The organism is Arthrobacter sp. Dra40, from assembly GCF_059091905.1.
The window spans coordinates 17,039-30,602 of the sequence record NZ_JBNHHB010000008.1; the positions used below are offsets into that span (position 1 = coordinate 17,039).

Annotated in this window: 14 protein-coding genes; 10 read left to right on the forward strand and 4 right to left on the reverse strand. The window is 66.3% G+C overall.

Annotated elements, in window-relative coordinates; genetic code table 11:
• Positions 1-49 precede the first annotated feature (49 nt).
• The 6 genes from AC5RWT_RS06085 to ligM all read left to right on the forward strand — a co-directional run bounded on the left by AC5RWT_RS06085 (position 50) and on the right by ligM (position 5,828).
• Positions 50-784: a PIG-L deacetylase family protein gene (locus AC5RWT_RS06085; protein ID WP_494079548.1), complete on the forward strand. Its 735-nt coding sequence runs from the start codon at positions 50-52 to the stop codon at positions 782-784.
• Complete coding sequence (locus AC5RWT_RS06090) at positions 781-1,476, forward strand: 4-carboxy-4-hydroxy-2-oxoadipate aldolase/oxaloacetate decarboxylase (RefSeq protein ID WP_494079549.1); 696 nt, start codon at positions 781-783, stop codon at positions 1,474-1,476. Before AC5RWT_RS06085 ends, AC5RWT_RS06090 begins: the two co-directional genes overlap by 4 nt.
• The gene (locus AC5RWT_RS06095; protein ID WP_494079550.1) at positions 1,466-2,602 is read left to right on the forward strand and encodes a 4-oxalomesaconate tautomerase; all 1,137 of its coding nucleotides are present in this window, start codon (positions 1,466-1,468) and stop codon (positions 2,600-2,602) included. The genes AC5RWT_RS06090 and AC5RWT_RS06095 overlap by 11 nt, the downstream gene beginning before the upstream one ends.
• A 21-nt stretch (positions 2,603-2,623) precedes the next feature.
• Positions 2,624-3,586, forward strand: coding sequence for a VOC family protein (locus tag AC5RWT_RS06100; RefSeq protein ID WP_494079551.1), 963 nt, complete (start codon positions 2,624-2,626; stop codon positions 3,584-3,586).
• Between the two features lie 66 nt (positions 3,587-3,652).
• Entirely contained in the window at positions 3,653-4,324 is a 672-nt protein-coding gene (locus AC5RWT_RS06105) for a GntR family transcriptional regulator (RefSeq protein ID WP_494079552.1), read from the forward strand.
• Positions 4,325-4,421: 97 nt separating this feature from the next.
• A complete protein-coding gene (gene ligM / locus AC5RWT_RS06110; RefSeq protein WP_494079553.1) occupies positions 4,422-5,828 on the forward strand; it encodes a vanillate/3-O-methylgallate O-demethylase in 1,407 nt (468 codons plus the stop codon).
• A 110-nt stretch (positions 5,829-5,938) separates the two neighbouring features.
• Here the strand turns inward: ligM and AC5RWT_RS06115 are convergent, their stop codons facing one another.
• Positions 5,939-7,444, reverse strand: coding sequence for an aldehyde dehydrogenase family protein (locus tag AC5RWT_RS06115; protein WP_494079554.1), 1,506 nt, complete (start codon positions 7,442-7,444; stop codon positions 5,939-5,941).
• 174 nt (positions 7,445-7,618) lie between these two features.
• Positions 7,619-7,801 (reverse strand): hypothetical protein, encoded by a 183-nt coding sequence (locus tag AC5RWT_RS06120; RefSeq protein WP_494079555.1) that lies wholly within the window; start codon positions 7,799-7,801, stop codon positions 7,619-7,621.
• A gap of 76 nt (positions 7,802-7,877) precedes the next feature.
• On the opposite strand from AC5RWT_RS06120, the gene AC5RWT_RS06125 reads away from it, so the two are divergent.
• Together AC5RWT_RS06125 and AC5RWT_RS06130 are read left to right on the forward strand one after the other, a co-directional pair.
• The gene (locus AC5RWT_RS06125; RefSeq protein WP_494079556.1) at positions 7,878-9,341 is read left to right on the forward strand and encodes a protein adenylyltransferase SelO; all 1,464 of its coding nucleotides are present in this window, start codon (positions 7,878-7,880) and stop codon (positions 9,339-9,341) included.
• Between the two features lie 190 nt (positions 9,342-9,531).
• A complete protein-coding gene (locus tag AC5RWT_RS06130) occupies positions 9,532-10,233 on the forward strand; it encodes an endonuclease/exonuclease/phosphatase family protein (RefSeq protein ID WP_494079635.1) in 702 nt (233 codons plus the stop codon).
• Here AC5RWT_RS06130 and AC5RWT_RS06135 read toward each other — a convergent pair.
• Together AC5RWT_RS06135 and AC5RWT_RS06140 are read right to left on the reverse strand one after the other, a co-directional pair.
• A complete protein-coding gene (locus AC5RWT_RS06135) occupies positions 10,230-10,928 on the reverse strand; it encodes a polysaccharide deacetylase family protein (RefSeq protein ID WP_494079557.1) in 699 nt (232 codons plus the stop codon). The two genes, AC5RWT_RS06130 and AC5RWT_RS06135, sit on opposite strands and share 4 nt — an antisense overlap.
• A gap of 172 nt (positions 10,929-11,100) precedes the next feature.
• Positions 11,101-12,066, reverse strand: a complete 966-nt coding sequence (locus AC5RWT_RS06140) for an EamA family transporter (RefSeq protein ID WP_494079558.1) — start codon at positions 12,064-12,066, stop codon at positions 11,101-11,103.
• Positions 12,067-12,112: 46 nt separating this feature from the next.
• Between AC5RWT_RS06140 and AC5RWT_RS06145 the strand changes: the two genes are divergently transcribed.
• Together AC5RWT_RS06145 and AC5RWT_RS06150 are read left to right on the forward strand one after the other, a co-directional pair.
• Positions 12,113-12,610, forward strand: a complete 498-nt coding sequence (locus AC5RWT_RS06145; protein WP_494079559.1) for a MarR family winged helix-turn-helix transcriptional regulator — start codon at positions 12,113-12,115, stop codon at positions 12,608-12,610.
• A 104-nt stretch (positions 12,611-12,714) separates the two neighbouring features.
• Positions 12,715-13,497 (forward strand): CPBP family glutamic-type intramembrane protease, encoded by a 783-nt coding sequence (locus AC5RWT_RS06150; protein ID WP_494079560.1) that lies wholly within the window; start codon positions 12,715-12,717, stop codon positions 13,495-13,497.
• Positions 13,498-13,564: the final 67 nt, after the last annotated feature.

A 13,564-nucleotide genomic window follows, 5' to 3' on the forward strand; every position in this document is an offset into this window, starting at 1 on the left:
CTCAGTGATTGACTTCCACTCAGAACGGTCCTAGCACTAGGAGAATTTCGTGAACAACACCGAGCCGGCCCTGCTGGTGGTCAGCGCCCATGCCGGAGACTTCGTCTGGCGGGCGGGCGGAGCGATCGCCGCCGCGGCGCAGCGGGGCGAGCGCGCCGTCGTCGTGTGCCTGTCCTATGGCGAACGCGGCGAGTCCGCCAAGGCCTGGCGGGAAGGCAAGGGGCTGGAGGAGATCAAGGCGATCCGCCGCGAGGAGGCCGAAAATGCGGCCGCGGCGCTCGGCGCGGAGGTGCGGTTCCTGGATGCCGGCGATTACCCGCTGGTGCCCACCCGCGAACTCGTGGACCAGCTGGTGCAGATCTACCGCGAGGTCAACCCCACGGTGGTGCTGACCCACCCGCTGGTGGACCCCTACAACGGGGACCACCCGGCCGCCGCCCGGATGGCGCTGGACGCCCGCGTGCTGGCGCAGGCCATCGGCTACGACGCGCCGGGCGATCCGCTGGGCGCGCCGCCGGTGTTCTTCTTCGAACCGCACCAGCCGGAACAGTGCGACTTCAAGCCGAACGTACTGCTGGACATCACCGATGCCTTCGCCGCCAAGCGCAAGGCGATGGAGTGCCTGGCGGCGCAGCAGCACATGTGGGACTACTACACGGACCTGGCCACCCGCCGCGGCGTGCAGGTCAAGCGCAACGCCGGCCCCAACCTGGGCTTCACCACCGACACCAAGGGCGAGGCCTACATGCGCTACTACCCGCAAGTGACCACCACGCTGGCATGAAAAACGTCATTGTCACCAACCCGCCCCGGGCCGAGCTGGCCGATGTCGATGCGCTCGCCGGCTTCGGTGTGGCCACGGTGCACGAGGCGATGGGCCGCACCGGCCTGGCCGGCCCGCAGTTCCGGCCGATCCAGTCCGGCGTCCGGGTGGCCGGCACCGCCGTCACGGTGCTCTGCTGGCCCGGCGACAACCTGATGATCCACGCGGCCATCGAGCAGTGCCGGCCCGGGGACATCCTGGTGGTCACCACCACCTCCGAATGCACCGACGGGCTGTTCGGCGAGCTGTTCGCCACCGCCCTGCAGTACCGCGGCGTGCGCGGCGTGGTCACCAGCACCGGCATCCGCGACGTCGCCGAGCTTCAGGCGGTGGGCTTCCCGGCCTGGTCCGCGGCCGTGCACGCGCAGGGGACGGTGAAGGCCAGCGCCGGCGCGGTCAACGTGCCGATCGCCCTGGGCCGGGTCACGGTGCGCCCCGGCGACGTGGTGCTGGCCGACGACGACGGCGTGGTCTGCGTGCCGCGGCTGGAGGTTTCGGCCGCGATCGAGGCATCGAAGGCGCGCGAGGCCAAGGAAGCGAAGACCCGGTCGCTGTTCCAGGAGGGGACGCTGGGGCTGGACTACTACGGCCTGCGGCCGCTGCTGGAAAGGCTCGGCGTGCAGTATGTGGCGGCTGAGGACTATGACGGCTGAACACGGCGGCGCCCGGAATCCGCACACGGGCTCGGCTTCCGGCCGGAACTGCGACGACGGCGTGCGCTGCCTGCTGATGCGCGGCGGCACCTCCAAGGGCGCCTACTTCCTGGCCGACGACCTGCCGTTCGACCCCACCGAGCGGGACGACTTCTTGCTGCGGATCATGGGCAGCCCGGATGCCCGGCAGATCGACGGCATCGGCGGGGCGCACCCGCTGACCAGCAAGGTGGCTGTCGTCTCGCCGTCGGCCAACGCGGCCACCGACGTGGACTACCTGTTCCTGCAGGTGGCCGTCGACGAGCCCACGGTGTCGGACAGCCAGAACTGCGGCAACATCCTCGCCGGCATCGGCCCCTTCGCCGTCGAGCGCGGCCTGGTCCCTGCACAGGAAAGCACGACGTCGGTGCGCATCCGGATGGTGAATTCGGACAGCATTGCCACGGCTACTTTCGCGACGCCCGGCGGCCGCGTGGACTACCGGGGGGACGCGGCGATCGACGGCGTGCCCGGCACAGCGGCGCCCATCACGCTGGACTTCGCGGACACGGCGGGCTCCTCGACCGGGGCCCTGCTGCCCACCGGCAACACCAAAGATGTGGTGGACGGCATCGAGGTCACCTGCGTGGACAACGGCATGCCGTCGGTCCTGATGCGCGCGTCCGAACTGGGCGTCAGCGGCACCGAGAGCCCGGCCGAACTGGAAGCCAACACCGAGCTGGCCGGCCGGCTGGCGCGGATCCGGCTGGAAGCCGCGGAGCTGATGGGCATGGGCGACGTCTCCGCCAAGACGGTGCCCAAGCTGGTGCTGCTCGCCCCACCGCGCAACGGCGGAGCGGTGACCACCCGCAGCTTCCTGCCGGTGCGCTGCCACACCTCCATCGGCGTGCTCGGCGGCACCACCGTGGCGGCCGGCATCCAACTGCCGGACGCCGTCGGGCATGAACTGGCGCAGTTGCCCGCGGACGGCGGACCGCTGCGGCTGGAACATCCCACCGGCTACCTGGACGTCGGCGCCGAACTGAAACAGGGGCCCTCCGGCATCACCACCAAGTCCTCCACGGTGCTGCGGACAGCGCGGAAGCTGTTCGACGGCACCGTTTTTCCCCGCGCACAAACCCACTAAGCAACCACTTGAAGGATGAGCATGACACCCCACCACGGCGATATCGCCCATCTCGGCAACATCGAGCTCTTCACGGATAAATTCGACGAAAGCTACTGGTTCTTCAACGACCTGCTGGCCATGCGGGAAGTCGGCCGCGCCGGCGAATCGGTGTTCCTCCGTACCTGGGACGACTACGAGAACTGGAGCATCAAGCTCACCCCGCGCGCGGCCTCCGGCGTCGGACTCGTCGCCCACCGGGCTGCGTCGCCAGAGGCACTGGAACGGCTGGTCGCCTCGATCCAGGAGGCCGGACTCGGCGGGGACTGGCGGGACGGGGAATTCGGCGTCGGCCCGTCGTTCCACTTCACCGACCCCGACGGGCACCCAATGTCCGTCTACTACGAGACCGAGTGGTACCAGGCCTCGGACGACAAGCCGGCGCTGAAGAACCAGGCCTCCCGCTTCCCCGGCCACGGGGTCAACGCCCGCCGGCTGGACCACATCAACTACCTGGCGGCCAATGTGGAGGAGAACGCCTCGTTCTCCGCCGAGGTCCTGGGGCTGAAGGACAGCGAACTGATCCGGCTGGACAACGGACGCACGGCGGCCCACTGGTTCCGGTTCGGTCAGAAGTCCTACGACCTGGTCTACTCCGCGGACAACCTCGGCGCATCCGGGCGGCTGCACCACATCGCCTTCGCACCGGACACCCGGGAAGACATCCTGAAGGCCGCCGACATCTTCCTGGAAAACGGCATCCACATCGAGTCCGGCCCGCACAAGCACACCATCAACCAGACGTTCTTCCTCTACGTTTACGAGCCGGGCGGCAACCGCATCGAGTTCGCCAACGCCGGGGCCCGGCTGCTGCTGGCCCCGGACTGGGAGCCGGTGGTGTGGAGCGAGACCGAACGCAAGAAGGGCCAGGCCTGGGGGATGCAGACCATCTCCACGTTCCATACCCACGGCACGCCGCCCATCGATGTGCCGGACGAGCACTGAGTCCGGGTGGGCTAGGTTGTTGGCAACAACTTTGTCAGCACACAATCCAGCATGGAGCAGCCTCCCGTGAGCACCACCCCACCCGCCGTCCCGAAGCCCACCGACTCAGCCGCCGTCGTCGCCGGGCTGAAGAAGGCGATTGACCGGGGCGAACTGGTCCCCAACCAGCGGTTGGTGGAGGCGGACATCTGCGCCGAGTTCAACGCCAGCCGGGCCACCGTCCGCGCCGCGCTGGCGGAACTGACGCTGGAGGGGCTGGTGGAGCGGATCCAAAACCGGGGCGCCCGCGTGCGCGCGGTTTCGGTGGAAGAGGCCGTGGAGATCACCGAAGTCCGGGCCGCGCTGGAGGCCGTCTGCGCCGCGAAGGCAGCAGAACACGTGACCGACGAGGACGTGCAGGAACTGCAGGCGCTTGGTAGGGCCATGAGCCAGGCCGTGGAAACCGGGAACCTGCTGAAGTACTCGGACTGCAATAAAACGCTGCACCGGCGGGTCATCGAACTGGGCGGGCACAACACGGCGGCCGCCCTGATCGCGCGGCTGCGCGGCCAGAGCGTCCGTTTCCAGTTCCGGCTGGCCATGCAGCCGGGGCGGCCCTCCGTCTCCCTGCCCGAACACCTGGAGATTGTGGACGCCGTCTGCGCCAAGGACCCGGTACGGGCCGCAGCAGCCATGGAGAAGCACCTGAAGAGCGTTGCCACTGCCATCATGCGGGCAGCTGAGGAGCCCGGCGGCTGACACACGCCGGTTTCCCTGCCACCTGCAATCGAACAGCACGCCCCGGCCAACGGGCGTGCGGGATACGCCGGCCGCGGCCGGCGGGGATAGGGGAATCATGAGTGCACAGAACCTGCAGCAGGTCCTGGACCAGGCCGGCAACACGATTGAGATGCTGCGCAACTCGCAGATCGGCGCCTACGTCTATCCGGTGGTGGCACCGGAGTTCACCAACTGGCGCAGCGAGGTCCGGGCCTGGCGGGACACCGCCGTGCTGTACGACCAGTCGCACCACATGGACAACCTGTTCATCAAGGGCCCGGACGCGCTGAAACTGATCTCCGACACCGCGATCAACTCGGTGGTCAGCTTCCCGGTCAATAAGGCAAAGCAATATGTGCCGACGACGCCGTCCGGGCACGTGATCGGCGACGGCATCATGTTCCACGAGGCCGAGGACCAGTTCGTCTACGTGGGACGCTCGCCGGCCGCCAACTGGCTGCTCTTCCTCGGCCAGACCGGTGGGTACAACGTGGAGCTGGAGGTGGACCGCCGGTCGCCGTCGCGGCCAATGGGCAAGCCGGTGCGGCGCAAGTACTGGCGCTTCCAGATCCAGGGCCCGAACGCCTGGCAGATCATCGAGAAGATCAACGGCGGCACGGTGGAGCAGCTGAAATTCTTCAGCATGGACCACATGCAGGTGGCCGGGGCGCAGGTGCGCACGCTGCGCCACGGCATGGCCGGGGCCCCGGGGCTGGAACTGTGGGGACCGTACGAATCCTACGACCGGGTCCGGGAGGCCATCCTGGCGGCCGGGCAGGAGTTCGGCATGCTGGCCGTCGGCGCCCGGGCGTACTCGTCCAACACGCTGGAATCGGGCTGGATCCCGTCCCCGCTGCCGGCCATCTACTCGGGGGAGGAGCTGCGGCCCTACCGGGAATGGCTCGGCGCCGACAGCTACGAGGCCGTCAACGCCGTGGCCGGGAGCTTCGTCTCCGACAAGATCGAGGACTACTACCTGAACCCGTGGGAGCTCGGCTACGGCTCCTTCGTCAAGTTCGACCATGACTTCATTGGCCGGGAGGCGCTCGAGAGAATCGACCCTGCAGCGCAGCGCAAGAAGGTCACGCTGGCCTGGAACGCCGAGGACATGACCAAGATCTTCGCCTCGCTGTTCGACACCGAGGGCACAGCGTACAAGTACTTCGACCTGCCCAACGCCAACTACGGCTCCTCGAACTACGACTCGATCATCGACGCCGGCGGCACGAACGTGGGTTTGTCCCTGTTCACCGGCTATAGCGCCAACGAGAAGCGGGCGCTGTCCCTGGCCACGGTCAACCCGGACGTGGAAATCGGCACCGAAGTGAAGGTGGTGTGGGGCGAGCCCGACGGCGGCACGCGCAAGACCACCGTGGAGCCACACCGGCAACTGGAGGTCCGCGCGGTGGTCAGCCCGGCACCGTACTCGGTCACCGCCCGGAACGAATACCGCGGCGGCTGGCGGACGGCTCAGGCGGTCTGAGCCGCCAGCACCGAACGGGCCGGTTCCCCTGCTGAGGGGAGCCGGCCCGTAACCGTTGGCGGGAGCGGGCGGCCGGTTGTCGCGCAGCCGGCCGTTCGCCGTCGTTGTTCTTAGTGGCCTGCGGCCGCCGCCGCTTCATCCAGATGCGCGACGGAGCGGGTGTCCTGGAACGCCCGGACGCCTTCGATGCCCTGCTCACGGCCGAATCCGGAGTGCTTCATGCCGCCGAACGGGGCACGCAGGTCCAGCCGGGTGGCGCCGTGATCGTTAACCCAGACGTAGCCGCAGACCAGTTGCGCCGCGACCGCATTGGCCCTGTCCTTGTCTGCGGTCCACACCGAACCGCAGAGGCCTGCCCAGGTGTCGTTCGCGGCGGCCACCGCTTCCTCCTCGGTATCGAAGGGGATGATCGGGATGACCGGGCCGAACTGTTCCTGGGTGACCACGCGGAGGTCGGGTGCCGGGTCCACCACCAGCGCCGGCTTCAGGAAGTTGCCGCCCTGCAGTTTGGGGTCGGAGGGCAGCTCGCCGAACTCGCGGACGTCTGCGCCGGCTTCCTTGGCTTCGGCGATGAGTTCCTCGACGAACGTCTTCTGGGCGGGCTGGTGCAGCGGGCCCATGGTGGTGCCTTCGTCCAGGCCGTAGCCGATGACGGCCTTCTCCAGCCGGGAGGACAGCCCGGCCACCAGTTCGTCCATCCGCGAGCGGTGCACGTAGATACGCTTGGCGTTCATGCAGATCTGCCCGGTGGTATCGAAGACTGCCGCATACAGCCGATCCAAGTGCGTGTCGTCCAGAATAGCGTCGTCGAGGAAGACCGCTGCGTCGTTGCCGCCGAGCTCAAGCGTGACACGGGTCAGGCTCTTGGAGGCCATCTCCATCATCTTCTTGCCGCCGCCGACGCTGCCGGTGAAGCAGACCTTCGCCACGTCGTCGTTCTCGATGAGGCCGCCCATCTCGCTGTCGTGGCCGGTGACGATGTTCAGCACGCCCGGCGGTAGCTTCTCCGCCACGCGCTGCACCACCCGGGTGATCGCCAGTGGCGTGGTGGGTGGCGGCTTCACGATTGCGGTGTTGCCTGCCAGCAGGGCATGCGGCAGCGAGGCGCCGAGGATGGCGATGGGCCAGTTGAAGGGGACGATGACGGTCACCACGCCCAGCGGCTGGTAGGCCACGGACGTGGTCACCGGAATGCCCGGCGCCGGTTCGAGCACCTTGCCCTGGTCCACTTGATCGGCGAGCGAAAGCGCCAACTGGAAGCGGATGTCGAAGACCAGGGCGTCCACCCAGGCCTCCATCCGGATCTTGCCGTTTTCCTGCGACAGGATGGCCGCGTCCTCGTCCCGCAGGTCCGCGAGGCCTTCGATCGCTGCGGCAAGCTGAGCCGCCCGCTCTTTCGCGCCGAGGGAAGCCCAAGCCGGGAAGGCAGACTTCGCGGCGGCTACGGCGTCGGCCACATCCTGTTTGGAGGCGGCAGCGGCGTAGCCCACCACGACATCCGGCTTGCCAGGGTCCGCCACAGCATAGGTCTCGCCGGTGTCCCGGACTTCACCCCCAATGTAGAGCCCCGTAGTGACTTGGGTGGTTTTGCCCGGTGTGCTTGCCAAATCAGTCATCTCACAACACCTCTCTGTGTTTGTCCTCCGGTCCCATGCCGGAAGCAGGAGCTGATCAGGCCGTGGCCGTCCCTGCCGAAGGAGAACGGCGGCATCGGGTGGGCAGGCACTGATTCCCCTCCATCAGCTTTACCTATCTGCGGAGGGAGTGCTAGAGGTAAGTGCTGCCTGTTTTCAGTAGCCCTGGTAAGGATTCTGATTGGTACCCCCATGGCGGCCATGGTCATAGCCTTCCTGCCAGGCTTGGTGTACGGAAGCCACCAGCCCGGCCAGCAGCTCGTACGTGGGGTGGTCCGGCCCGATGTAAACCATCTCTTCTCCGGCCCGGTTGAGGATGTCAAGGATTTTGGTGTTCATGGTGGCCTTCCTGTGGGGTCTGGCCTCAGAGGGGGTCGGGTGACGCCGTCTATGGTGTGGTAGATATTCTTGAAGGATGATTGCTTTAGCACAATCAACAGTGGAGTTTGATGGTCGCTTCGCCCGCGAGCTTGCGGAGTTGGCCATTCCATGGCGGGCACAGGAGGTCCCGGACCCGCGGCTGCTGATCCTAAACGAGCCGCTGGCCGTCGAGCTGGGGCTTGACCCGGCCGTCCTGCGCAGCCCCGATGGACTGCACCTGCTGACCGGCAACGTCGTCCCCGCCGGCGCCACTCCTGTCGCACAGGCTTACGCCGGTCACCAGTTCGGCTGGTACGCTCCCCGGCTGGGCGATGGGAGGGCTCTCCTGCTGGGTGAGCTGACCGATAGCAGTGGCAGCCTTCGCGATCTGCACCTTAAGGGTTCCGGGTCAACGCCGTTCGCCCGGAGGGGTGACGGCCAAGCCGCGGTGGGGCCGATGCTCCGCGAGTATGTAGTCAGCGAAGCGATGCATGCCTTGGGCATTCCCAGCACGCGCTCCCTTGCAGTAGTGGCCACAGGGCTGCCGGTTTACCGCGACACTCAATTGCAGGGAGCAGTTCTTGCCCGGGTGGCCAGCAGCCATCTGCGGGTAGGCAGCTTCCAGTACGCCCGGGCCATGGGCGACGACGGTCTCCTGCGCCGACTCGCCGACCATGCGATTGCCCGACACTATCCGGCCGCTGCCGAGGCAGAGCACCCCTATCTGGCGCTGGTCCAAGCGGTGATAGCCGCCCAAGCCTCGCTGGTGGCGCAGTGGATGCTGGTGGGCTTTGTGCACGGGGTGATGAACACGGACAACATGACCATCTCCGGTGAATCCATCGATTACGGCCCCTGCGCCTTTATGGATGCCTTCGACTCCGCCTCGGTCTACAGCTCGATCGACGAGGGCGGCCGTTACGCGTATGCCAACCAGCCCCTCGCAGCCGAGTGGAACCTCGCCCGTTTTGCCGAGTCCCTCCTGCCGATCCTGCATCACGACCAGCAGGAGGCGGTCGCACTCGCGTCAGAAGCACTGGGCGCCTTCAGGAGCGAGTACAGCGCCCTGTGGTCGGAGGGAGCGCGGGCCAAGATCGGCCTGCACGGCGACGTCGATCCCGCAGCGGCATCAAGACTGGTCAATGACTTGTTTGCACTGCTCCAGGAGGGCCAAGTGGACCACACGTCGTTCTTCCGCAGCCTCGGTGCGGCTGCCCGCGGCCATGTTGAGGCGGCGCGGCGCCTGTTCCCCAACCCGGAAGGGTTCGATGACTGGGTGGGACGTTGGCATCCGTTCAGACCGGATGCAGGCCTGATGGACCGGGTCAATCCGGTCTACATCGCACGCAACCACCTGGTCGAGGAGGTGCTTGCCTCCGCTGAGGAAGGGGACCTGGACCCGCTGAGCAGCCTCCTTTACGCGGTGACCCGTCCTTACGACGAGCGTCCGGGGCTGGAGCGCTATGCCGCCGCGCCGCCGGAAGATTTCGGCGCTTACCGGACTTTCTGCGGCACCTGAGGGGATCGCGCGCCGCACCAGCCATGGCGCCATGGCCGAAGAGTCACGCTCTTGGGTTTGCACCTTGGGATGGCTTGAATGCGCTGCCTACATGACGCGGGCAGATGGACCCTGTGTGGATCACCCAGATTGGCTCGGTAGGATGGGCCGCAGGCAACAACTACCGCCGCCTTGGAAGGGTGATCCCTTGCTGAAAGCCATTAGCTACAACCTCCGGAAGCACAGTGCGAGCGAGGAACTCGAAGACCTGACCGACCGCTACGATGTAGACGTCATGTGCCTGCAGGAAGCGGACACTGAGAAGCTCCCGGACAAACTGGGCCATCTGCAGTTGGCCGATTCGACCAAGGGGAACAGACTTGGCCTGGCCATCTATTACGACGGGAACAGGTTCTCCGCCGTAGATACGAATACCTTCGAACTGAAGAAATCGCTACACGATTACGTGCTCGCGCCGGCCCATGAGCGGCTGCTCGGAGTCAAAATGGTGGACAACGAAACCCAGCATGAAATCGTTGTCGGCGACTTCCACGCCGCACCGCTAACGGCCACCAACTCCCTGCGCAGGCACCAGATCAAGGCGGGCCACGAAGCGTTGCTGCGCATGGGAGGCGAGGGCGAACAAATGACGTTGATGGTGGGCGATTTCAATTACCCGTTTTTCACGAAAAACTTGGTTGAGCACCTGAAGGAATCCGGCTACGCCCTGACCTTGAGCAACCGCAGGACCTACACGCGCTACAAGCTATTCCGCGGCCACTTCGATTTCGCCACCTCTTTGGGACTGGACATTCAGAACGTGGAAACCTTGCCGCGCGGCCAGTCGGACCATCTGCCGATCCTCGTGACTGCCGAGTACATCTACGAGAACCGCAGCGCCCGGGCCAGCTAGCAGGGCAGCTTGGACGGCAGCCTCACAGGACTGGTGATGACTGAGCCTTTGTTGTCCTTGCCGCGATAGGCCCGGCATACCTTGAGGTCGCGGTCGGCCAGTTTGGATTTGATCTTGCTGATGGCATCCGGATTGAAACCGTTCCACTGCATATGCATCAGAATGGTGCCGCCCTTGGTGGCAATCTTCGCCGCGCTGGAGACCACCTGCGCTTTTGTCTTGCCCGTGAAGTCAGCGGTGCTGCCGGTCCACAGCCACGGCTTCATGCCGACCTTTCGGTAGCCGCAGCGGACCGAATCATCGATCCGGCCATGCGGCGGGCGGCCATAATTGGTCACCACCCCGGGAGCACGCAGTTCGCGGGCCACCGCGGAGCAGCTGAGCGTCTTCATATCCTTGCGGTGATTGATGCTGTGGTTAATGACGTACTGGCCGTGCGAGCGGGCCAGCTTCGCCAAGTCGACGCCGTATTTCTTTTTGTACTGCTGCAAACATTTGCCGGTGGGCGCGAGGACGAGTCCAATGTTTTTCTTTTTTGCGTATTTGACTACCTTCTTGAAGGCGGTCAGGCTTCTGGGACAGTCATCATAGGTCAGCACCACGCGGCTGGTGTGGTTGGGTCCCCGTGCCTCGCTCTGGGTCCAATTATTGGCGGCCTGGGCGCTGGGCACGAACCCGGCGGTGGCAAGAGCCAAGACAGTAGTCAAGATTAGTAACCGACGAGTACGCATAGCGCACCGTCCTTCCCCCAAACACCGTACGGCCGGAACTGAGGGTTCCAGTTCGTGGGGCGCGTGCGGCTACGAGCCATTATGTTGCAGCTAGGCTGGAAAGGGCAAGAGGGTAGACCTACCCTATTTAGCCGGGCTATCCCCCGCCGCTAGGGTGCCGGAATAGCGGAGCACCGCTACCGGCGGCGCCGGCTCGGTGTGTGGGAGCTGTCCCGCAGGTGGCGACGGCGGGTGCGTGCTCCGCCGTCGTCCTTCGCCGCAGATTGGCGGCCACCAGTGTGCCAAGGATCAGCAGGGCGCCGGCCGTCTGGCCGAGGGAAAGCTGCTGGTGGAGGAGCAGCCAGCCTGTGGCGGTGGCTACGACCGGACTCAATAAGCCCAGAAGTGACGCGCTGAATGCCGGCAGCCTCTGCAAGCCGCGGAACCACAGTGCATACGCCAGCGCTGTGCCCACTAGAGAGAGGTACAGGTACCCGGCCACGTTCGGCCCGGTCAGCTGCGCAGGCAGCGGGCCCTCGGCGTACAGGGCCAAGGGGGCCAGCAGTAGACCGCCGGCCGTCAATTGCCACGAGGTGACGGCCAGCGAGGTGGCCGGCTGCCCCCACTTTTTGGTCAATACCAGGCCTGCGGCCATTGAGGCAGTTCCGCCTAAGGCCGCCGCCACGCCGACGGCGTCGAGCCTGGCCTGGGACTGGAGAACCAGCAGCGCCACGCCGGCCAGTCCCGCAGCTGCGGCGGCAACCTTGGCGGTGGTCAAGCGCTCACCGATCCAACGCGAGGCCAGGACCGCCACCAGCAGTGGCTGGACGGCGCCGATGGTCGCGGCCACGCCGCCGGGCAGGCGGTGCGCGGCGACGAAGAGCAGTGCGAAAAACATTCCGATGTTCAGCGCGCCGAGGAGGGCCGCTTTCCACCACCAGGCGCCCCGCGGCAGCTGGCGCGCAGCCACGAGCAGGATGAGTCCGGCTGGCAGCGCCCGGAGCGCGGCGGCCAGGAATGGTTTGTCCGGCGGCAGGAGCTCGGTGGTCACCGCATACGTGGTTCCCCAGGTCAGCGGGGCGAGGGCAGTCGCTGTCAGGATGACCCATTTATTGCTAAGCACTTAGTCAATATAGCTAAGTGCTTAGCAATAGTCTATGCTGAGCGGCATGGAAGATCAGGTAACGCGGATTCTCAGACAGTGGGCTGCGGAGCGGCCCGACCTGGACGTCTCGCCGATGGCTGTGGTCGGCAGGATTTCCCGGACGGCCAGAAAAATCGATGCGGTCCTCGCCGCGACTTTCGCCCGCCACGATTTGGACTCGGCCAGTTTCGACGTACTGGCAACGCTGCGGCGGTCCGGAAAGCCTTATGCGCTCAGTCCCCGCGAATTGACCCAGACCGCCATGGTGACCTCTGCTGCCATTGCCCAGCGCCTGAACCGGCTGGAAGAGAGGCAGCTGGTCACGCGCAGCAAGGACGCCAAGGACGGCAGGGGGAAGCAAGTGACCCTCACCGAGGCCGGCCTGGAACTGGTCAATAGGGCGCTGCCGGACCACGTGGAAACCGAGCACACCCTGCTGGCTGGCCTCAGCAAGCAAGAGCGCGGCCAGCTCGCGGAACTCCTGGCCAAGGTGGAGCAGGCCGCCGCCGAAGCCCGCCCGTAGAGCGCCAGTAGAGCGCGCCGGCAGCAGTTGGCCGACGCGGCGGCCTGTCCCGGCCCGAGTATCGCGCATTATCCGTTCGCACCGTATTCACTGAGGAGTATCGAATGTCTTACGCCATGACTGCGCCGCCGGGCACACCGGTAACGTCTCGGCGGGCAGCAGACCTGCCGGGCACGCTGGTGGCCGGGCTGCTGCTGTCCCGCCTAGTGCTCTTTGCCGTGTTCCAAGTGGTGGCGGCACTGCTGCTGGCCGCCGCCGGAAACCCCGCTCCTTGGGCTGCTTCCGCTGCCTGGTGGCCGTTGACAGCTGTTCTAGCCAACCTGGTCAGTCTGGGCCTGCTGCAGGCGCTGCTCCGGCGCGAGGGTGCCGGCCTGGCCGGCTTCTACCGCCCGGACCGGGGCAGCTGGAAGGGCGACCTCTGGCGCCTGCTGCTGGTCACGCTGGCTGGCGGGGCGCTCGCCGCGGGAACCAACATGGTGCTGGCGTCCTGGTTGTACGGCGATCCGCAGGCCAGCTACGCGCTGCTGGTCCAGCCGCTCCCACTCTGGGCGGCGATCACCGCCGTCGTGCTGTTTCCGGTGACCACAGCGCTCGCGGAGCTGCCCACCTACTATGGCTACCTCCAGCCGCGGTTGGCGCAGCTGTCCCGGCATGTTTGGCTGGTGGTGTTGGTCCCGGCGCTCGTTCATGCCCTGCAGCACATCACGCTCCCGGTGCTCTTCGACACCACTTACCTGCTGTGGCGGGGGCTGATGTTCCTGCCCTTCGCGTTGCTGCTCAGCTGGGTGTTGCGGCGCCGGCCGTCGCTGCTGCCCTACCTGGTGGTGATCCACCTCATGCTGGATCTTCAGGCTGCCTTAGCGGTCCTTGAGGTGGCGCGGGGGTAGTGATGGCCCCGCCCGTCTGGCAGTGTTGGAAGCAAACCGGTCTGGATTATTCCAGCAGTCGAGCACG

Bases quoted from the DNA above. Each gene is read 5' to 3' on its own strand.
- AC5RWT_RS06090 (WP_494079549.1), top strand. From the start codon at position 781: ATGAAAAACGTCATTGTCACCAACCCGCCCCGGGCCGAGCTGGCCGAT.
- AC5RWT_RS06095 (WP_494079550.1), top strand. From the start codon at position 1,466: ATGACGGCTGAACACGGCGGCGCCCGGAATCCGCACACGGGCTCGGCT.
- AC5RWT_RS06100 (WP_494079551.1), top strand. From the start codon at position 2,624: ATGACACCCCACCACGGCGATATCGCCCATCTCGGCAACATCGAGCTC.
- ligM (WP_494079553.1), top strand. From the start codon at position 4,422: ATGAGTGCACAGAACCTGCAGCAGGTCCTGGACCAGGCCGGCAACACG.
- AC5RWT_RS06115 (WP_494079554.1), bottom strand. From the start codon at position 7,444: ATGACTGATTTGGCAAGCACACCGGGCAAAACCACCCAAGTCACTACG.
- AC5RWT_RS06120 (WP_494079555.1), bottom strand. From the start codon at position 7,801: ATGAACACCAAAATCCTTGACATCCTCAACCGGGCCGGAGAAGAGATG.
- AC5RWT_RS06125 (WP_494079556.1), top strand. From the start codon at position 7,878: ATGATTGCTTTAGCACAATCAACAGTGGAGTTTGATGGTCGCTTCGCC.
- AC5RWT_RS06145 (WP_494079559.1), top strand. From the start codon at position 12,113: ATGGAAGATCAGGTAACGCGGATTCTCAGACAGTGGGCTGCGGAGCGG.
- AC5RWT_RS06150 (WP_494079560.1), top strand. From the start codon at position 12,715: ATGTCTTACGCCATGACTGCGCCGCCGGGCACACCGGTAACGTCTCGG.